The organism is Pseudomonas sp. W15Feb34 (assembly GCF_023127765.1).
In the GTDB taxonomy this organism is placed as follows: Bacteria; Pseudomonadota; Gammaproteobacteria; order Pseudomonadales; family Pseudomonadaceae; genus Aquipseudomonas; species Aquipseudomonas synxantha_A.
On sequence record NZ_SPKN01000023.1, the window covers coordinates 72,307 to 91,616 of the forward strand.

Below are 19,310 nucleotides of genomic sequence, written 5' to 3' on the forward strand. Positions count from 1 at the left end.
ATCTCCCTGTTGCTGGTGGATGATCTGTTTTACACAGCAAGATACAGGCCCGGTCGCAGGTCAGGTGGTGGTGGCAATGCACGCCGGCGGCCGGCGTTGCACCCATTGAGTCAGCTGTTCATGGGCAAATGCCAGTTGCAGCACGGCTCGGTCGGCCTGGGCCGGGCCGATGACTTGCAGGCCCATGGGCAGCCCTTGGGGGTTGAAGCCCACCGGGATGCTCATGCTCGGCAAACCGGCGAGTGTCGGGCCGATCACCACTTCCATCCAGCGGTGATAGGTGTCCATTTCGCGCCCGCCAACGAGGCGTGGCCAAGGCTGTTGTGCATCGAAAGGGAACACTTGGGCGGTGGGCAACAGCAGAAAATCGTAACGCTCAAACAACTTGGCCAGGGCCCGATACCACTCGCTGCGATCCACCGACGCCTGGTACACCTGCTGGGCACTCAGGCCCTGGCCGCCCTCCACTTCCCATTGCGCTTCGGGCTTGAGCAATGCGCGTTTTCGCGGGTTTGCGTAGGCCGCGCCGAGGTTGCCGTGCACCAGCCAATGGCGGTGTACCAGCCAGCAACGCCACAGGCGCGCCAGGGAAAAGTCCGGCTGGCAGCTTTGCACCTCGCAGCCCAGCGTGGCGAAATCATCGAGTGCCGCCTCGCACAGGCTCAGCACGCCGTCTTGCATCGGCAGATAACCGTTGTAGTCACCCAGCCAACCCAGGCGCGTGCCTTTGAAGTCGCGCTGTAACGACTGGCCCAGCATCGCGGGATCGTCCTGGGATGACAAGGGCACACGGGGGTCGTAACCGGCCTGGATGCTCAGCAGTCGCGCTACATCCGTGACACTGCGCCCCATCGGGCCTTCGGTGCCCAGTTGCTGCACAAACAGCTCCGGCATCGGCCCGTGGGGCACGCGGCCCTGGGACGGGCGCAAGCCGAACACGTTATTGAACGCCGCCGGGTTGCGCAGCGAGCCCATCATGTCGCTGCCATCGGCCACCGGCAACATCCGCAACGCGAGGGCCACCGCTGCCCCGCCGCTGCTGCCGCCGGCCGTCAGGCGTGGGTCATAGGCATTGCCGGTGGTGCCGAACAGCGTGTTGTAGGTGTGGGACCCCAGGCCAAACTCCGGCACGTTGGTCTTGCCGATGATGATCGCGCCACTGGCGCGCACCCGCGCCACGCTGATGGCGTCTTCGCTGGGTACATGCTCGGCAAACAATGGTGAGCCCAACGTGGTGCGCAAACCTTGGGTTGCCGCCAGATCCTTGATGGCCTGGGGCATGCCATGCATCCAACCGCGGGATTGGCCCTGGGCCAACTCCCGGTCGCAGGCCCTTGCCTCGGCCAGCACAACCTCGCTGTCGCGCAACGACACCAACGCATTCACACGGGGGTTGAAACGCTGGATCTGCGCCAGGTACGCCTGCATCACCTCTTCGCACGACACCTGCCGCCCATGGATCGCCTGCGACAGTTGCGTGGCATCCCAATCGACAATACTCAAGGCTTCACCTCTCTGGAAAACGCCAGCGGCTTGCTCGCCCGCGGAGCCTCGCGCATGCAATAAGTGCCGAGCAGCGTCAGCACGCACGCGAACAATACGTAGAACGACGGCGCCACCGGCGTGCCCAGTACCTTACTCAACCAGGTCACGATCAACGGCGCAAAACCGCCGAACACCATCACCGCCACGTTATAGGCCACCGACACGCCGGTCGAGCGCACCTCGATGGGAAACTGTTCAGCCAACGCCGTCGGCGCCGGGCCGAAGAACCCGCCAATGGCCGTGCACAGCATCACCTGCATCACCAGCAAACGCTCAATGGACGGCGCGGCAGCCACCCATACATACAACGGGTAGACCATCACGAAGAACGCCAGGGTGAAGGCCATCAACACCGGTCGCCGCCCCAAGCGATCCGAGAGCAGGCCGGACAAGGGAATCACCACGGTCATCAGCGCCACCGCAAACATCTGCACCATCAGCACCTGGTCCAATGGCAGGCCGAGATTCTTGTGGGCGAAGGTCGGCATGTTCACCAACACCACATAGAACGACACCGTCGCCCCGCACGCCAGGCCCATGGACACCAGGATGCTGCGCCGATGTTCACGCAGCACCTGCATCAGGCTCGGCGCCGGGCCGGTAGCGTTTTTGCGCGCTTGGATAAACTCTTCCGGGTCTTCCATGTGCCGCCGGATCCACAACCCCACCGGGCCGATCAGCAAGCCCAGCACAAACGGCAGGCGCCAGCCCCACAGGTCGAGGGTTTCGGGGGAGAAGAAGTGCGTGACCAGCGCCACCATCGCCGCACCACCAAACACCGCCAGGCACTGCCCCACCAATTGCCAGGAACCATACAACCCCTTGCGATGGGCCGGTGCGCTCTCCACCAGAAACGCCGTGGCACTCGCGTATTCACCGCCGGTGGCAAACCCCTGAAGCATCCGCGCCACCACAATCAGCAACGGCGCGCCCATGCCGATGGCGGCGTAGTTGGGGGCGAAGGCGATCAGCGCGATGGACACGGTCATCAACCGAATAATCAATTGCATCGCGGCTTTGCGGCCTTTGCGGTCGGCGTAGATACCCAACAGGATCCCGCCCACCGGCCGCATGAAAAAGCCCACGCCAAAGGTGGCCAGGGCCATCAGCAGCGAAGCGTATTCATCCTCCGACGGGAAAAACTGCCGGGCGATGATGCTGGCGAGAAAGCCGTAGACGATGAAGTCATACCATTCCAGTGCATTGCCGATCACGGCGGCCACCACTTGGCGGGTGCGCGAGACGCCTGGTTTTAAAGTCTGCATGAGGAGCACTCCATTCAACCTATAAGGGAAAGGGTCCAGCGGCAGAAAAAAGTGCAGTCGTCAGGCAGGCTTGAGCCAGCTCTCGGCCAACGCGCCCCAATAGGCGGCGCCGGTCAGCAGGATGTCGTCGTTGAAGTCATAGGCGGGGTTATGCACCATCGGCCGCGACACGCCATTGCCGATAAACAGGTAACTGCCGGGGCAGCGTTGCAGCATCCAGGCGAAGTCTTCACTGCCCATCAGCGTGCGAGTGTTGCCATCCACCGCATCGGCGCCGAGCAAGGCCACACCGACCTGGCGAGCGAATTCGGTTTCTTCGCCATGGTTGACCAGCACCGGGTAGGCCGGGCGGTGCTCGATCTGCACGGTGCAGCCGAAGCTGGCGGCCTGGGTGTTGATGATCGCGTTGACCCGCTCCAGCATCTGTTCGCGCACCTTGGGGTTGAGTGCACGCAGGCTCAGGCGCAATAACGCTTGCTGGGGAATCACGTTAGCAGCCTGGCCGGCCTGCAAGGCGCCGACGGTGACCACGGCGGCTTCCTGGGTATCGATATTGCGCGCCACCACCGTCTGCAAGGCCATGACCATACTCGCTGCAGCCACCAGTGGATCGACCGTGAGGTGCGGCATGGAACCATGGCCGCCGACGCCTTCAAGGGTGACAGTGAGCAAGTCCTGGGACGCCATCATCGGGCCAACTCTTAATCCCAAATGCCCCGCCGGCAAGCCCGGCATATTGTGCATGCCGAACAGGCCGTCACACGGAAAGCGCTCCAGCAAACCATCCGCCAACATCGCCTCGGCACCGCCCTGGCCTTCTTCGGCGGGTTGGAAAATCAGATTCAGGGTGCCGTCGAATTGCCGGGTCGCCGCCAGGTAGCGGGCAGCGCCGAGCAGCATGGTGGTGTGGCCGTCATGCCCGCAGGCGTGCATGCAACCGGCGTGCTGGCTGGTGTAGGCCGCACCGGTATTTTCGATGATGGGCAAGGCGTCCATATCGGCACGAATACCCAGCGTGCGCGAACTGCTGCCATTGCGCAGCACCCCGACCACACCGGTCTTGCCGATGCCGGTATGCACCTCATACCCCCAATCCCGCAGGGACTGCGCGACCAGCGCTGAGGTGCGGTTCTCTTCAAAGCCGAGTTCGGGATGGGCGTGGATATCGTGGCGCACAGCGTGCAAGTCGCTGGCAACATCGCTGAGCCAATCCAGAATGTGCTGGTGTGGGCGCATGGTGATTCTCCTCACAGGCGGGTGGTCCCGTTCTTGTTGGCGACACATCGACAGCTAAGCGCGATGTGGGCGTGAGGACAATCAAAGGTGGTTCCACCCTGTGGAACCTCAAGGCCGGTTCTTTTTCCGAGAACCCACGCAGATAATCTAAATGTGGGAGCTGGCTTGCCTGCGATGACGGCGGCACAGGCACCAGTGATGTTGGCTGACCTGACGCTATCGCAGGCAAGCCAGCTCCCACAGGGGAATTTGGGTGTGTCAGGGGTTGAGGCGGCAGCCTTGACGGTCGCCCAACCACCGCGCCGTGTGCGTACGCCCTAAACCGCTTGTGGTGACTTCACTGCGTTCCGGCGAGTCAGTGAACGCACTGGTCGACACGTACTGCTTCACATACCCCAGGCAATACTGCGCCGGGTTGTTCTCCACATACCGACACGAGCAATACTCCTTGGCCGTGTACGCCGCGATGATGTCGGGGAAGGCTTGCAGGTTGACGCGCTCGTGCCATACCCAACCCAATAGGGCCAGTAACAGCAGTAGCAGCAGGCTGGTAAATGGCCGACGACGAATCATGACCGCACCGCCGCCAGCACGCGCTTGAGCAGTTCGTTGTGGCGGTAGCTGCCATCGCGGTCATCGCCGTAGCGCACGATCACCAAGTGCTCGTCGGGCAGTACAAACAGTGCCTGGCCCCAGTGCCCCAGCGCAGCGAAGGTGTCGGTCGGGGCGTCGGGCCAGGGTTGGGGCGTACCCTTGTTGAGCCACCAGTGGCCGCCCGGTACCGCTTCATCCTGGCCGGCTTTGTATTTGTCGAAAGGCCGCCGATTGAAAGCCACCCACTCTTTGGGCAGCAACTGTTGCTCACCCCAGCGCCCTTCCCGTGCCATCAGCAGCCCGACCCGCGCCAGATCGCGAGCAGTGAGGTAGGCGTAGGACGAGGCAACAAAGGTTTCGTCGGCATCGGTTTCCCACGTCGCGTTGCGAATGCCCAATGGCTTGAACAGCGCATCCCACGGATAGCTCATGTACGCCTGGTGGCCGAGCATCCCTTTAAGCGCAGCGGACAGAATATTGCTGTCGCCACTGGAATAACGGAACGCCTGGCCGGGTTCGGCGGCGGCTTCGGTATCGGCGGCAAATTGCGCCATATCGCCACGCCCACGGGTATAGAGCATCGCCACAACAGAAGACTTCAATGGCGCGTATTCATAGTCTTCCTGCCAATCCAGCCCCGAAGCCCAATGGAGCAAGTCGCCCATGCTCACCTTGGGGTGTTGCTTCATTGGCGGGTAAAAACGTGCGGCCGGGTCGGTGAGTTTGAAGCGGCCTTCACCATAGGCCACGCCCAGCACGGTGGTCATCAGGCTTTTGCTCACCGACCAGGTCAGGTGCGGCGTGCTGGCGGTAGTGGGTGCGGCGTAGCGCTCGTAGATGATCTCACCGTCACGAATGATCAGCAGCGCGTCGGTACGAATGCCTTTGCGGGTGGTGTCGTCACGGGACGGGAAAGCATAGGCGTTCAGGGCATCGACAGCGGGACCTTCAAGTGACGTGCCCGTGGCCCATTCTTTTTCGGGCCAGGTTTCAGCGCGGACGGTAGCGGTAACTAAAAGCACAACAACGCACAGCAGGCCTCGGACCATGGGCACGAACTCAAGGGGGCATTCAAGCCCGCGAGCCTAGCGCAGACCAATGACAGATTTGCTACACGGGGGCTGTCACCCAACCGTCACCGTAAGTTCATGGAGATGACACCGAGGCTACATAGCCTGACTTTGGACAACAAAGTCGACTGGCCGCAACCTGGCCGGCACCCGGAGACTCGCTATGACTCAGATCGCCCGCATCAGCGACAAAGGCAATGAACGCCGTCTGCAAGCCGAACGCCTGGTGGGCGCCAAGGCCTTGCAGGAAGCCCAGGCCCTGCGGTTCAACGTGTTCAGCGGCGAGTTCAACGCCAAGCTGAAAGGCGCGGAACTGGGCCTGGACATGGATGACTATGATGTTCACTGCAGCCACATCGGCGTGCGGGACTTGAACAGCGGTCGACTCGTCGCCACCACCCGTCTGCTCGACCACCAGGCCGCCAGCACTTTGGGCCGGTTCTACAGCGAAGAAGAATTCAGCCTGCATGGCTTGCTGCACTTGCAAGGCCCGATCCTGGAAATCGGTCGCACCTGCGTCGACCCGGCTTACCGCAACGGCGGCACCATCGCGGTGCTCTGGGGCGAACTGGCCGAAGTGCTCAACCAGGGCAGCTACAGCTACCTGATGGGCTGCGCGAGCATCCCGATGCACGATGGCGGCATTCAGGCCCACGCAATCATGCAGCGCTTGCGCGAGCGCTACCTGTGCAACGAACACCTGCGCGCCGAGCCGAAAAAGCCACTGCCGGCCCTGGACTTGCCGTCCAACGTCATCGCCGAAATGCCACCGCTGCTCAAAGCTTATATGCGCCTGGGCGCGAAGATCTGCGGCGAGCCGTGCTGGGATGAAGACTTCCAGGTGGCCGATGTGTTCATCCTGCTCAAGCGCGATGAGTTGTGCCCGCGCTACGCGCGCCACTTCAAGGCGGCGATGTGATGAACCGCCTGCGCATCTACGGGCGCATAGCCCGCGTGCTGTTGGTGGTGGCGCTGGGCTTGAGCATGGCCAGTGTGTTTGGCCTGTTCGAACGTCTGGGCGTGGCCAATTCGATGGTGCGGCGCCAGCGTTGGTCGCGGTTCTTTATGGCGCGGTTGAGCAACGCCCTGCCCTTTCGCGTAACGGTGCACGGCGAGTTGCCGCAAGCGCCGATGCTGTGGGTGAGCAATCACGTGTCCTGGACCGACATTCCACTGCTGGGCATGGTCACGCCGCTGTCGTTTTTGTCCAAGGCCGAAGTCCGCACCTGGCCGGTAGCCGGCTGGCTGGCGGCCAAGGCCGGCAGTCTGTTCATTCGTCGTGGCGCGGGTGACAGCCAGTTGATCCGCAAACAGATGACCCGCCATCTGGAGCAACAGCACCCGCTGCTGATGTTCCCCGAGGGCACCACCACTGACGGACGCAGCTTGCGTACGTTTCACGGGCGTTTGCTGGCCAGTGCAATCGATGCGGATGTGTCGCTGCAACCGGTGGCGATTCGTTATTTGCGTGACGGTGGGGTTGATCCGCTGGCGCCGTTCATTGGCGATGACGATTTGCTCTCGCACCTGATGCGCTTGTTTTCCAACGACCAGGGCGATGTGCAGATTCATCTGCTCAAGCCGATTGCCTGCGCCGGGCAGGAACGCGCGGCATTGGCGTATCAGGCTCAGCAGGCGGTGCAAAAGGCGTTGTTTGGGCCGGTGCCGGAAGCTGAGCAAGTGGCTGCTCGACCTGCGTTCGCGGCATAAAGCGGGCACAGTCATATGTGGGAGGGGGCTTGCTCCCGATAGCAGTTGTTCAGTCAACATAGACAGTGACTGACACACCGCAATCGGGAGCAAGCCCCCTCCCACATTTAGACATCGGTGGTCAGTTGGATCTGCGCAAATCTCTGCAATTGGGGATAGAACACCCGGAAATCTTCACTTAACGGCTTATAAAGCTCGCGCAACTCGTGCATCGCAAATCCGAGTGCCTGCGGGTCAGTCAGCCGCCGCGAAATTCCACGCAGCACCTGCTCCATCACCGCGAACTCGCGATACGAACCCAGCCAGTCATCCGCCGCCATATACGGCGCAATCTGCGCCAGCCGCCCCGGTAACTCAGGTTCTGCCGCCAGCACGCGATACACCTGCGAGGTAAAACGCTCCAGGGGCTGCTCGGCATACAACGCCCAATCCCGCGCCAGGCAATGGTCAAAAAACACATCGAGCACGATCCCGGCATAGCGCCTGCGGGTCAGGCTGAAGCGCGACAACGCCTCGCCCACCAACGGGTGGCTATCGGTAAACCGGTCAATCGAACGGTGCAACTGGATCGCTGCTTCGATTTGCGGGCTGAACTGGCCCTGCAGGCGGCCTTTGACGAAGTCGCCATACAGGCTGCCCAGCAGTTGCGCAGGAAGTTGGCCGCCCAGGTGCAGATGTGCGAGATAATTCATGGCGCGCAGTCTATCACTGCCGCACTCATATCGTTATAACCCGATATACCGATTCGCTTTGGCCTCAGATCAAAATCATATTGGTATATCGAGATATGACGATTTAAAGTTCGCCTCATCGCGATATAACGCTTTACGACACCGAGCACCCTGCCATGTCCATCGACCTCGACGAAATAATAAAAGCCCTGGCGCACCCAGTACGACGAGACATCCTCACCTGGCTCAAAGACCCGAAAGTGCAATTCCCCGAGCAACTGCACAACCACGAATACGGCATCTGCGCCGGGCAGATCGACCAGCGCTGCGGCCTGTCCCAGTCGACCGTGTCGGCGCACCTGGCAACCTTGCAACGGGCGGGATTGATCAGCAGCCAGAAGGCCGGGCAATGGCACTTTTTCAAACGCAATGAGGAGACGATCCAAGCCTTTCTCACGGCGCTCATAACCGAACTCAGCGCACCGCAATAACCAAGGAAACGCAAATGCCCCTCTCGCTCCTCATACTGGCCCTGAGCGCCTTCGCCATCGGCACCACCGAGTTCGTCATCATGGGGCTGCTGCCCGATGTCGCGGCGGACCTGGGTGTGTCGATTCCCGGCGCCGGCTGGCTGGTCACCGGCTACGCCTTGGGCGTGGCCATCGGCGCGCCCTTCATGGCACTGGCCACCGCCAGGCTGCCACGCAAGGCCGCTCTGGTAGCGTTGATGGGCATCTTTATTGTCGGCAACCTCCTCTGCGCCCTGGCCAGTGACTACAACGTGCTGATGTTTGCCCGCGTCGTCACGGCGCTGTGCCACGGTGCCTTCTTCGGGATCGGTTCCGTGGTGGCGGCCAACCTGGTGCCGGCCAATAAACGCGCTTCTGCGGTGGCCTTGATGTTCACCGGTTTGACCCTGGCCAACGTGCTCGGCGTGCCGTTGGGCACTGCACTGGGTCAGGAAGCTGGCTGGCGCTCGACCTTTTGGGCAGTGACCGTGATTGGCGTGATCGCCTTGATCGGCCTGATCCGCTTCCTGCCGGCCAAGCGTGACGAAGAAAAACTCGACATGCGCGCCGAACTCGCTGCCCTCAAAGGCGCGGGTATCTGGTTGTCGCTGAGCATGACGGCGCTGTTCGCCGCCTCCATGTTCACCCTCTTTACCTACGTAGCCCCGCTGCTGGGCGATGTGACCGGCGTGTCGCCCAAAGGCGTGACCTGGACCCTGCTGTTGATCGGCCTGGGCCTCACGGTGGGCAACATCATCGGCGGCAAGCTGGCCGACAAACGCCTGGCGGCCACCCTGATCGGCGTGTTCATCAGCATGGCGGTGGTTTCCACGGTGTTGAGCTGGACCAGCGTTGCACTGATACCGACCGAAATCACCCTGTTCCTGTGGGCCACCGCCTCGTTTGCCGCCGTACCAGCGCTGCAGATCAACGTGATGACCTTCGGCAAGGCCGCCCCCAACCTGGTGTCCACCCTGAACATCGGTGCCTTCAACATCGGTAACGCCCTCGGCGCCTGGGTCGGTGGCAGCGTGATTGCCCACGGCTTCGGCCTGACCAGCGTGCCCCTGGCCGCAGCAGCACTGGCGATTCTCGCGCTGCTGGTGACCCTGATTACCTTCCGCCAGAGCGGCGATGCCGACCTGGCCCCCGCGACCAACTGATCAACTTAAAGACAAAGGTGTTTTCCCATGACGACTATTTTCGATCCGATCACACTGGGCGACCTGGAACTGTCGAACCGCATCATCATGGCGCCACTGACCCGCTGCCGTGCCGATGCCGGCCGCGTGCCCAACGCGCTGATGGCCGAGTATTACGTGCAGCGCGCATCCGCCGGGCTGATCCTCAGCGAAGCCACCTCCGTGACGCCCATGGGCGTGGGCTACCCGGACACGCCGGGCATCTGGTCCAACGACCAGGTGCGTGGCTGGGCCAACATCACCAAGGCCGTGCATGGCGCGGGCGGCAAGATCTTCCTGCAACTGTGGCATGTGGGTCGCATCTCCCACGAGTCCTACCTGAACGGCGAAACCCCGGTGGCCCCCAGCGCGATCCAGGCCAAAGGTCACGTCAGCCTGGTGCGCCCACTGGCCGACTACCCTACCCCGCGCGCCCTGGAAACCGCTGAAATCGCCGACATCGTCGACGCTTACCGCGTGGGCGCCGAAAACGCCAAGGCCGCAGGCTTTGACGGCGTGGAAATCCACGGCGCCAACGGCTACCTGCTCGACCAGTTCCTGCAAAGCAGCACCAACCAGCGCACCGACCAATACGGCGGTTCCCTGGAAAACCGTGCGCGCCTGCTGCTGGAAGTCACCGACGCCGCCATCGAAGTATGGGGCGCCGGCCGCGTGGGCGTGCACCTGGCACCGCGTGGCGATGCGCACGACATGGGCGACGCCAACCTGGCCGAAACCTTCACCTACGTCGCCAGCGAACTGGGCAAGCGTGGCATCGCCTTCATCTGCTCCCGTGAAAAAGAAGGCGCGGACAGCCTCGGCCCACAACTGAAAAAAGCCTTCGGCGGCGTCTACATCGCCAACGAACGTTTCACCAAAGACAGCGCCAACGCCTGGCTGGCGGCGGGCAAAGCGGATGCGGTGGCCTTCGGTATTCCTTTCATCGCCAACCCGGACCTGCCGGCGCGCTTGAAGGCTGATGCGCCGTTGAACGAACCGCACCCAGAAACCTTCTATGGCAAAGGCCCGGTGGGTTACATCGACTACCCGACGCTGCCGATCTAACCTGATCCGCAAAACCAATGTGGGAGGGGGCTTGCCCCCGATAGCAGTGCTTCAGTCAACACATCAGTGACTGATCCACCGCTATCGGGGGCAAGCCCCCTCCCACATTTGCCTGTTTGTAGCGCCTGCGGAAACATTGCTTCACAGAACGGCAACAATATCGCTACAAAATACTTAGCCGGCTACCTATCAACGGCCCGCCAGCCCGTATATAAAGTCATCCCACAAATCAGGCAGGAGGACGATTGACCGTCCTTAGGCTTTACTGTTGACACAACTGGTCGCAATTACGCATTTTGTCTCAATTGCGCAGGCTGGGGCTCAGGCGCAGCATGTCCAGCCCTATATCAGCCCAACGCTCGGCGTCCTGATGCAATTGAAAACTGTCAGGCACCAGCAGCCACTGGCCGATCAAGCCGTGGATAAAGGCATGAATACACACGGCGCCGCGGGTGGTATCCAGCGTGGCTGGAAGTTGCCCGCGATGGACCGCGTTACGCAACGTCAAGCCGATGCGCAGGTTGCACTCAAGGGTGTGGGTCTGGCGTTGGCGGCGCATGTCACACATTTCATCGGTGAACTCGCACTTATGAAACAGAATCTCGTTGATGCGCCGGGTTTTCGGGTCCAGGGCCACTTCATGGTAGAGATGAATCAGCAGCTTGCGCATACAGCCCAGCGGGTCGGCTTCGTCCTCGCTTTCACTGGCCCGCGCCAGTTCGTCCAGGGGCTCGTGCAACGTGTCGAGCAGTGCCTGAAGCAAGTCGGACTTGTTGCTGAAGTGCCAGTAGATAGCCCCGCGCGTCACCCCTGCCAGCGTGGCGATGTCCGCCAGGGTGGTCCGCGCGACGCCGCGCTCATAAAAGGCTTGCTCGGCGGCTTGGAGAATCTGGCTGCGCGTTTCCTGAGCTTCCTCTTTGGTGCGACGAACCATGGCAGTAAAACCTCAATCGGGACACTGTGGATGGTACTTGACCATCATCTGAATAATTATGGGACGATGCCGTCATGGGCACCGAACGTACTAGAATCGAGGCTTGCGGCAGTGCTTTGTCAACAATGCGCCAAGCCTGTCAAGAGTTTACAAACAACCATGAACGTAAGTATATTGCGTAGCAAGCTACTTATCCACTCACAGCTTGTTTTTTACCCTTCCACACTTCTTGTGCGCACTCTGCGCGCCTGACCCGAGGATCTTCATGCAACTTAAGCCAGCTGTTACCGCTCTGGTCACTGCCGTCGCCCTGGCATCGCTGCTCAGCGGATGTAAAAAGGAAGAAGCGGCACCGCCCGCTCAAACCCCTCAGGTCGGCGTGGTCACCATTCAACCGCAAGCCTATACCCTGACCACCGAGCTGCCAGGCCGCACCACGGCCTTTCGCATCGCGGAAGTGCGGCCTCAGGTCAACGGCATCATTCTCAAGCGCCTGTTCAAGGAAGGCGCCGACGTGAAGGAAGGGCAACAGCTCTACCAGATCGACCCGTCGGTGTATGAGGCCACGCTGAAAAGCGCACAAGCCAGCCTGTCCCAGACCAAGTCCATCAGCGACCGCTACAAGCAGTTGGTCGATGAACAGGCCGTCAGCCGTCAGGAATACGACACCGCCGTCGCCAACCGCATGACCGCCGAAGCAAACGTTCAAACCGCCCAGATCAACGTGCGCTACACCAAAGTGTTTGCACCGATCTCCGGGCGTATTGGTCGTTCTTCGGTGACCGAAGGCGCACTGGTCAGCAATGGCCAGGCCGATGCCATGGCCGTGATTCAGCAACTGGACCCGATCTACGTCGACGTTACGCAGTCCTCGGCTGAAATGCTGAAACTGCGCCGCGACCTGGAAAGCGGCCAGCTGGAGAAGGCCGGCGAAAACGCCGCCAAGGTCAAGCTGACCCTGGAAGACGGCACGCCTTACGCCCAGGACGGCAAGCTGGAATTCTCCGAAGTGTCGGTCGACCAGACCACCGGTTCCGTGACCCTGCGTGCCGTGTTCCCCAACCCTGACCACGTGCTGCTGCCGGGCATGTTCGTACACGCCCAGTTGCTGGCCGGTGTGAACAGCAAGGCCATCCTGGCTCCGCAGCAAGGCGTGACCCGTGACCTGCGCGGCATTCCGACGGCGCTGATCGTGAACAAGGACAACAAGGTCGAGCAACGCGAACTGGTTGCCAACCGTACCGCGGGTGCCTACTGGCTGGTGGAAAAAGGCCTCAATGCCGGTGACCGCGTCATCACCGAAGGCTTGCAGTACGTCAAGCCGGGCGCCGAGGTGAAGGTCACGGAAGCCTCCAACGCTAAACCCGCCGGTACTGCTGCAGCGCCTGCTGCCGCTGCTGGTCAAGGGGAGTAATCCATGTCGAAATTTTTTATCGACCGTCCCATTTTCGCCTGGGTAATTGCCCTGGTGATCATGCTGGTCGGGGCACTCTCGATCCTGAAGTTGCCCATCAACCAATACCCGGCCATTGCGCCAACGGCCATTGATATCCAGGTGACCTACCCGGGCGCTTCCGCACAAACCGTGCAGGACACCGTGGTGCAGGTCATCGAGCAACAGCTCAACGGTATCGACAACCTGCGTTATGTTTCCTCGGACAGTAACTCCGACGGCAGCATGACCATCACCGTGACGTTCAACCAGGGTACCAACCCGGATATCGCCCAGGTTCAGGTACAGAACAAGCTGAACCTGGCCACCCCGCTGCTGCCGCAAGAAGTGCAGCAACAGGGTATCCGCGTCACCAAGTCGGTGAAGAACTTCCTGATGGTGATCGGTCTGGTGTCGGAAGACGGCAGCATGACCAAGGACGACCTCTCCAACTACATCGTGTCCAACATCCAGGACCCGATCTCCCGTACCGCGGGGGTGGGTGACTTCCAGGTGTTCGGTTCGCAGTACGCCATGCGTATCTGGCTCGACCCGGCCAAACTGAACAATTACCAGCTCACGCCAGTGGACGTCAGCAATGCCATCAAGGCCCAGAACGTGCAGGTGGCCACCGGCCAACTGGGCGGCCTGCCTGCGCTGCCCGGCACCCAACTGAACGCCACCATCATCGGCAAGACGCGCCTGCAAAGCACAGAGGAATTCGCCAAGATCCTGATGAAGGTGAACACCGACGGCTCCCAAGTTCGCCTAGGTGACGTCGCGCGTATCGAACTGGGCGGCCAGAACTACAGCATCAGTGCGCAATTCAACGGCAAGCCGGCCTCGGGTATGGCAATCAAGCTGGCGGCCGGTGCCAACGCACTGGACACCGGCAAGGCCATCCGCGAAACAGTGAAGTCTCTGGAACCGTTCTTCCCGCCAGGCATGAAGGCGGTGGTGCCCTATGACACTACGCCGGTAGTGACCGAGTCGATCTCCGGCGTGGTTCACACCCTGGTCGAAGCGATCGTGCTGGTGTTCCTGGTGATGTTCCTGTTCCTGCAGAACTTCCGCGCCACCATCATCACCACCATGACCGTACCGGTGGTATTGCTGGGTACCTTCGGGATCCTGGCCGCGTGCGGCTTCACCATCAATACCCTGACCATGTTCGGCATGATCCTGGCCATCGGCTTGCTGGTGGACGATGCCATCGTCGTGGTGGAAAACGTCGAACGGGTCATGGCCGAGGAGCACCTGTCGCCCAAGGAAGCGACGATCAAGTCCATGGGCCAGATCCAGGGCGCCCTGGTGGGTATTGCCCTGGTACTGTCGGCGGTATTGCTGCCGATGGCGTTCTTCGGTGGCTCCACCGGTGTGATCTACCGCCAGTTCTCCATCACCATTGTTTCGGCGATGGCGTTGTCGGTACTGGTTGCCCTGATCTTCACCCCGGCCTTGTGCGCCACCATGCTCAAGCCGATCGATCCGGAAAAGCACGGCCAGCCCAAGCGCGGCTTCTTTGGCTGGTTCAACCGCACCTTCGACAGCGGCGTACTCAAGTACGAGCGCGGCGTGGGCAACATGATCAAGCACAAGATCCCGGCGTTTCTGGTGTATGTGCTGATTCTGGCCGGCATGATCTGGATGTTCACCCGTATTCCAAGCGCGTTCCTGCCAGAGGAAGACCAGGGTGTGATCTTCGCCCAGGTGCAGACACCAGTCGGTGCTTCGGCTGAGCGTACGCAAAAAGTCGTCGACGATATGCGTGCCTTCCTGCTGAACGACAAGGAAGGCGAGCCTGGCGAAGGCAAGTCGGTGAACTCGGTGTTTACCGTAAACGGCTTCAACTTCGCCGGCCGTGGCCAGAGCTCGGGCCTTGCGTTCGTGATGCTCAAGCCGTGGGACGAGCGTGACTCGACCCAATCGGTATTCGAAGTGGCCAAGCGTGCCCAGGGTTACTTCTTCGGGGCCTTCAAGGACGCCATGGTATTTGCCATCGTGCCGCCTTCGGTTCTGGAATTGGGTAACGCCACCGGTTTCGACGTGTTCCTGCAAGACCAGGGTGGCGTGGGCCACGACAAGCTGATGGCTGCACGTAACCAGTTCCTGGGTGCGGCGGCACAAAGCAAGGTGTTGGCGGGCGTACGTCCCAACGGCGTGAACGATGAACCGCAGTACGAGCTGACCGTCGACGACGAGAAAGCCAGTGCCCAGGGCATCAGCCTTGCCGATATCCAGCAGACCCTGGCCATTGCCTTGGGTGGCAGCTACATCAACGACTTCATCGACCGTGGTCGTGTGAAGAAGGTGTATGTGCAAGGTGACGCCGCCAGCCGCATGTCGCCGGAAGACCTGGACAAATGGTACGTACGCAGCGGCGACGGAAAAATGGTGCCGCTGTCGGCCATCTCGTCGGGCCAGTGGATCTACGGTTCGCCCAAGCTTTCGCGATACAACGGTGTAGCGGCGATGGAAATCCTCGGTACCCCGGCACCAGGCTACAGTACCGGTGACGCGATGGCCGAAGTCGAACGCATTGCCAAAGAACTGCCGGCCGGTGTCGGCTATGCCTGGACCGGCCTGTCGTACGAAGAACGCCTGTCCGGCTCCCAGGCGCCAGCCCTGTACGCATTGTCGCTGCTGGTGGTGTTCCTGTGCCTGGCGGCACTGTACGAAAGCTGGTCGATCCCGATCGCGGTGATTCTGGTTGTGCCACTGGGTGTGATCGGTGCACTGATCGCTACCAGTATGCGGGGCTTGTCCAACGACGTGTTCTTCCAGGTGGGCTTGCTGGTGACGGTGGGCCTGGCGGCGAAAAACGCCATCCTGATCGTGGAATTCGCCAAAGAGCTGCACGAGCAAGGCAAAGGCATCGTCGAGGCGGCTATCGAAGCGTCCCGTATGCGTCTGCGCCCGATCATCATGACGTCCATGGCGTTCGTGCTCGGCGTACTGCCGCTGGCGATTTCCAGCGGTGCCGGCTCAGGCAGCCAGCACGCGATCGGTACCGGCGTGATCGGCGGTATGATCACCGCCACTGTGCTTGCCATTTTCTGGGTGCCACTGTTCTACGCAACCGTGTCCTCGGCCGGCGAACGCAAAAAGAAAGACACTACTGAAACTCCTAAAGAGGCTGGCCAATGAGCAAGTCGCTACTTTCCCTAGCCGTCACGGCATTCGTGCTCAGTGGCTGCTCGCTGATACCTGACTATCAGCGCCCCGATGCGCCGGTGGCTGCACAGTTCCCGCAGGGGCCGGCGTATTCGTCGGCCCAGGCGCCGAACCAGGCCGCTGCCGAGCAGGGCTGGAAGCAGTTTTTCCATGACCCTGCCCTGCAACAGCTGATCCAGACCGCATTGGTGAACAACCGTGACCTGCGTGTCGCGGCCCTTAACATCGACGCCTATGCAGCGCAGTACCAGATCCAGCGTGCCGACCTGTTCCCGGCGGTATCGGCCACCGGTAACGGCAGCCGTTCGCGCACCCCGGCCAAGCTGTCACAGACCGGCGAATCGTCTATCGCCAGCCAGTACTCGGCGGGCCTGGGGATCAGCTCTTATGAGCTGGACCTGTTCGGTCGCGTGCGCAGCCTGAGTGAAGAAGCGCTGCAGAAGTACTTCGCCACTGAAGAAGCGCGGCGCAGTACCCAGATCAGCCTGGTGGCCAGCGTGGCCAATGCCTACCTGACCTGGCAGGCCGACAAGGAACTGCTCAAGCTGACCCAGGACACCCTGGGTGCGTTCGAGCAGAGCTTCAAGCTCACCTCGCGCAGCAACGAAGTCGGCGTGGCGTCGGCGCTGGACCTCAGCCAGGCACGCACCTCGGTGGAAAACGCCCGGGTGCAACTGGCACGTTATACGCGCCAGGTGGCTCAGGACGAAAACAGCCTGACCCTGTTGCTGGGCACCGGCCTGCCGGCGAATATCGCCAGCAAGCCGCTGTCCGATGACCTGCTCAGCGAAGTGCCTGCCGGCTTGCCGTCAGACCTGCTGCAACGTCGTCCCGACATTGTGCAGGCCGAGTACAACCTCAAGGCTGCCAATGCCAATATCGGCGCGGCCCGTGCGGCGTTCTTCCCGAGCATCAGCCTGACGGCCAGTGCCGGTACCGCCAGCCCAACCCTGGGCGGCCTGTTCAAAGGCGGTTCGGGTACCTGGGCGTTTGCCCCGCAGATCAACATCCCGATCTTCAACGCCGGTAGCCTGCGCGCAAGCCTGGACTACTCGAAGATCCAGAAAGAGATCAACGTGGCCAACTACGAGAAAGCCATCCAGACCGGCTTCCAGGAAGTCTCCGACGGCCTCGCTGCGCGTCAGACCTACAAGCAGCAACTGGATGCCCAACGTGGCTTCGTCGAGGCTAACCAGGATTACTACCGCCTGGCCGAGCGTCGCTACCGCATTGGTGTCGACAGCAACCTGACTTTCCTCGACGCCCAGCGCCAACTGTTCAGTGCCCAGCAATCGCTGATCACCGACCGCCTGGCGCAGCTGACCAGCGAGGTCAACCTGTACAAGGCCCTCGGCGGTGGCTGGAATGAGCAGACCGCCAAGAACGAGCCGTTGAAAGAACAAGCACCGCCGTTGAAGTTGTTCTGATAGCGCGTGTGTAAGAAAACCGCTTCCCTTACCGGAAGCGGTTTTTTTATGCCTGGTTTTTTACCTCGCCAACTTGCGTTCGATCACCGCCCACAACCCGCCCTCCCCCACTTTCATCGCCCCCATACCGCCGCGCACCATGGCCGCCACCTGCATAAACCCAATAACAACAGGTCCAACACCATGAGCACTTTTCACCCGCGCCAGCTGTTGCTGGCTGCCGCTGTCGGCAGTCTTGCCGTTCCTGCAATCGCCGAAGAACACGGTTTTCTTGAAGATGCCAGCGCCAACCTCAACCTGCGTAACTTCTTCTTCAACCGCAATTACACCAACCCGACCAAGGCCCAGGGTGGCGCGCAGGAGTGGACGCAGAGTTTCATCCTCGACGCCAAGTCCGGCTTTACCCAAGGCACCGTGGGTTTTGGTGTGGATGTGCTGGGCCTGTACTCGCTCAAGCTTGATGGCGGGCGCGGCACGGGCGGCACCCAGTTGCTGCCGCTGGACCATGATGGCCGTCCGGCGGATGAGTTCGGGCGCCTGGGCGTGGCGTTCAAGGCGCGGTTTTCCAAGACAGAGCTGAAGGTAGGCGAATGGATGCCGGTGCTGCCGATCTTGCGTTCCGACGACGGCCGCTCCCTGCCGCAGACCCTGCGCGGCGGGCAGATCACCTCGAAGGAAATCGACGGCCTGACCCTGTATGGCGGCCAGTTCCGCGCCAACAGCCCGCGTGACGACGGCAGCATGAGCGACATGTCGATGTTCGGCAAAACCGCCTTCACTTCCGACCGTTTCAATTTCCAAGGTGCCGAGTACGCATTCAACGACAAGCGCACCCAGGTCGGCGTATGGAATGCCCAGCTCAAGGACATCTACAGCCAGCAGTATCTCAACCTGATCCACAGCCAGCCTGTCGGCGCCTGGACCCTCGGCGCCAACCTGGGGTTCTTCTACGGCAAGGACGACGGCAGCGCCCGCGCAGGTAACCTGGACAACAAAACCTGGTCCGGCTTGCTTTCTGCCAGGTATGGCGGCAACACCTTCTATGTCGGCCTGCAAAAACTCACCGGCAACAGCGCCTGGATGCGCGTCAACGGCACCAGTGGCGGCACCCTGGCCAACGACAGCTATAACTCCAGCTACGACAACGCCGAGGAAAAATCCTGGCAAGTGCGCCACGACTACAACTTTGCCGCCCTGGGCATTCCTGGCCTGACCCTGATGAACCGCTATATCAGCGGCAGCAACGTGCACACCGGCACTATCACCGACGGCAAGGAGTGGGGCCGCGAAAGTGAAGTGGGCTACACCGTGCAGAGCGGCGGCCTGAAAAACCTCACGGTGCGCTGGCGTAATTCGAGCATGCGCCGCGACTACAGCAACAACGAATTCGACGAAAACCGGTTGATCGTCAGCTACCCCATCAGTCTGCTGTAAACCGGCGCCGGACTTGCTGTATGGTGCGCGCCTGCCGCTGCTGATCCCCCCAGCAGCGGCCTT

The 19,310-nt window shown here is 61.4% G+C and carries 16 protein-coding genes; 9 read left to right on the forward strand and 7 right to left on the reverse strand.

Annotated elements, in window-relative coordinates:
• Positions 1 to 60 precede the first annotated feature (60 nt).
• The 5 genes from E4O97_RS10215 to E4O97_RS10235 form a co-directional block, all read right to left on the reverse strand.
• Positions 61 to 1,503 (reverse strand): amidase, encoded by a 1,443-nt coding sequence (locus E4O97_RS10215; RefSeq protein ID WP_078820512.1) that lies wholly within the window; start codon positions 1,501 to 1,503, stop codon positions 61 to 63.
• Positions 1,500 to 2,810, reverse strand: coding sequence for a citrate-proton symporter (locus tag E4O97_RS10220; protein ID WP_248130498.1), 1,311 nt, complete (start codon positions 2,808 to 2,810; stop codon positions 1,500 to 1,502). Before E4O97_RS10220 ends, E4O97_RS10215 begins: the two co-directional genes overlap by 4 nt.
• Before the next feature lie 60 nt (positions 2,811 to 2,870).
• Positions 2,871 to 4,046, reverse strand: a complete 1,176-nt coding sequence (locus E4O97_RS10225; RefSeq protein WP_005785919.1) for a M20 aminoacylase family protein — start codon at positions 4,044 to 4,046, stop codon at positions 2,871 to 2,873.
• A gap of 258 nt (positions 4,047 to 4,304) precedes the next feature.
• Positions 4,305 to 4,619 carry an amidase gene (locus E4O97_RS10230; protein ID WP_216090864.1) on the reverse strand — a complete coding sequence of 105 codons (315 nt, stop codon included), beginning with the start codon at positions 4,617 to 4,619 and terminating at the stop codon, positions 4,305 to 4,307.
• Positions 4,616 to 5,689, reverse strand: a complete 1,074-nt coding sequence (locus E4O97_RS10235) for a serine hydrolase (RefSeq protein ID WP_248161291.1) — start codon at positions 5,687 to 5,689, stop codon at positions 4,616 to 4,618. Before E4O97_RS10235 ends, E4O97_RS10230 begins: the two co-directional genes overlap by 4 nt.
• Positions 5,690 to 5,873: 184 nt before the next feature.
• On the opposite strand from E4O97_RS10235, the gene olsB reads away from it, so the two are divergent.
• Both olsB and E4O97_RS10245 read left to right on the forward strand, forming a co-directional pair.
• On the forward strand, positions 5,874 to 6,629 hold the full coding sequence (olsB, locus tag E4O97_RS10240) for an L-ornithine N(alpha)-acyltransferase (RefSeq protein WP_005785912.1): 756 nt from the start codon (positions 5,874 to 5,876) through the stop codon (positions 6,627 to 6,629).
• Positions 6,629 to 7,420 (forward strand): lysophospholipid acyltransferase family protein, encoded by a 792-nt coding sequence (locus tag E4O97_RS10245; RefSeq protein WP_032877310.1) that lies wholly within the window; start codon positions 6,629 to 6,631, stop codon positions 7,418 to 7,420. The genes olsB and E4O97_RS10245 overlap by 1 nt, the downstream gene beginning before the upstream one ends.
• A gap of 107 nt (positions 7,421 to 7,527) precedes the next feature.
• Here E4O97_RS10245 and E4O97_RS10250 read toward each other — a convergent pair whose 3' ends face one another.
• Complete coding sequence (locus tag E4O97_RS10250; protein ID WP_032877311.1) at positions 7,528 to 8,112, reverse strand: ACP phosphodiesterase; 585 nt, start codon at positions 8,110 to 8,112, stop codon at positions 7,528 to 7,530.
• Positions 8,113 to 8,267: 155 nt separating this feature from the next.
• Between E4O97_RS10250 and E4O97_RS10255 the strand changes: the two genes are divergently transcribed.
• The 3 genes from E4O97_RS10255 to E4O97_RS10265 are packed head-to-tail and all read left to right on the forward strand — an operon-like array spanning position 8,268 to position 10,846.
• Positions 8,268 to 8,582, forward strand: coding sequence for a helix-turn-helix transcriptional regulator (locus E4O97_RS10255; RefSeq protein ID WP_032877312.1), 315 nt, complete (start codon positions 8,268 to 8,270; stop codon positions 8,580 to 8,582).
• Between the two features lie 14 nt (positions 8,583 to 8,596).
• Positions 8,597 to 9,763, forward strand: a complete 1,167-nt coding sequence (locus E4O97_RS10260) for an MFS transporter (protein WP_248161293.1) — start codon at positions 8,597 to 8,599, stop codon at positions 9,761 to 9,763.
• A gap of 27 nt (positions 9,764 to 9,790) precedes the next feature.
• Positions 9,791 to 10,846: an alkene reductase gene (locus E4O97_RS10265; RefSeq protein ID WP_248161295.1), complete on the forward strand. Its 1,056-nt coding sequence runs from the start codon at positions 9,791 to 9,793 to the stop codon at positions 10,844 to 10,846.
• 301 nt (positions 10,847 to 11,147) lie between these two features.
• On the opposite strand, the gene E4O97_RS10270 is transcribed toward E4O97_RS10265, so the two are convergent.
• Complete coding sequence (locus tag E4O97_RS10270) at positions 11,148 to 11,780, reverse strand: TetR family transcriptional regulator (protein ID WP_005785903.1); 633 nt, start codon at positions 11,778 to 11,780, stop codon at positions 11,148 to 11,150.
• A gap of 265 nt (positions 11,781 to 12,045) precedes the next feature.
• Between E4O97_RS10270 and E4O97_RS10275 the strand changes: the two genes are divergently transcribed.
• From E4O97_RS10275 to E4O97_RS10290, 4 genes are all read left to right on the forward strand, one after another.
• Entirely contained in the window at positions 12,046 to 13,194 is a 1,149-nt protein-coding gene (locus E4O97_RS10275; RefSeq protein WP_078820508.1) for an efflux RND transporter periplasmic adaptor subunit, read from the forward strand.
• Positions 13,195 to 13,197: 3 nt separating this feature from the next.
• Positions 13,198 to 16,359: an efflux RND transporter permease subunit gene (locus E4O97_RS10280; RefSeq protein WP_032877315.1), complete on the forward strand. Its 3,162-nt coding sequence runs from the start codon at positions 13,198 to 13,200 to the stop codon at positions 16,357 to 16,359.
• On the forward strand, positions 16,356 to 17,813 hold the full coding sequence (gene adeC, locus E4O97_RS10285) for an AdeC/AdeK/OprM family multidrug efflux complex outer membrane factor (protein ID WP_032877316.1): 1,458 nt from the start codon (positions 16,356 to 16,358) through the stop codon (positions 17,811 to 17,813). The genes E4O97_RS10280 and adeC overlap by 4 nt, the downstream gene beginning before the upstream one ends.
• 183 nt (positions 17,814 to 17,996) lie before the next feature.
• Entirely contained in the window at positions 17,997 to 19,247 is a 1,251-nt protein-coding gene (locus tag E4O97_RS10290; protein ID WP_032877317.1) for an OprD family porin, read from the forward strand.
• Positions 19,248 to 19,310: the final 63 nt, after the last annotated feature.

Coding starts and splice junctions, on each gene's coding strand:
- E4O97_RS10255 (WP_032877312.1), top strand. CDS start 8,268: ATGTCCATCGACCTCGACGAAATAATAAAAGCCCTGGCGCACCCAGTA.
- adeC (WP_032877316.1), top strand. CDS start 16,356: ATGAGCAAGTCGCTACTTTCCCTAGCCGTCACGGCATTCGTGCTCAGT.
- E4O97_RS10260 (WP_248161293.1), top strand. CDS start 8,597: ATGCCCCTCTCGCTCCTCATACTGGCCCTGAGCGCCTTCGCCATCGGC.
- E4O97_RS10245 (WP_032877310.1), top strand. CDS start 6,629: ATGAACCGCCTGCGCATCTACGGGCGCATAGCCCGCGTGCTGTTGGTG.
- E4O97_RS10275 (WP_078820508.1), top strand. CDS start 12,046: ATGCAACTTAAGCCAGCTGTTACCGCTCTGGTCACTGCCGTCGCCCTG.
- E4O97_RS10290 (WP_032877317.1), top strand. CDS start 17,997: ATGAGCACTTTTCACCCGCGCCAGCTGTTGCTGGCTGCCGCTGTCGGC.
- E4O97_RS10235 (WP_248161291.1), bottom strand. CDS start 5,689: ATGGTCCGAGGCCTGCTGTGCGTTGTTGTGCTTTTAGTTACCGCTACC.
- E4O97_RS10280 (WP_032877315.1), top strand. CDS start 13,198: ATGTCGAAATTTTTTATCGACCGTCCCATTTTCGCCTGGGTAATTGCC.
- E4O97_RS10265 (WP_248161295.1), top strand. CDS start 9,791: ATGACGACTATTTTCGATCCGATCACACTGGGCGACCTGGAACTGTCG.
- E4O97_RS10270 (WP_005785903.1), bottom strand. CDS start 11,780: ATGGTTCGTCGCACCAAAGAGGAAGCTCAGGAAACGCGCAGCCAGATT.
- E4O97_RS10225 (WP_005785919.1), bottom strand. CDS start 4,046: ATGCGCCCACACCAGCACATTCTGGATTGGCTCAGCGATGTTGCCAGC.
- E4O97_RS10220 (WP_248130498.1), bottom strand. CDS start 2,810: ATGCAGACTTTAAAACCAGGCGTCTCGCGCACCCGCCAAGTGGTGGCC.
- E4O97_RS10250 (WP_032877311.1), bottom strand. CDS start 8,112: ATGAATTATCTCGCACATCTGCACCTGGGCGGCCAACTTCCTGCGCAA.
- olsB (WP_005785912.1), top strand. CDS start 5,874: ATGACTCAGATCGCCCGCATCAGCGACAAAGGCAATGAACGCCGTCTG.
- E4O97_RS10230 (WP_216090864.1), bottom strand. CDS start 4,619: ATGATTCGTCGTCGGCCATTTACCAGCCTGCTGCTACTGCTGTTACTG.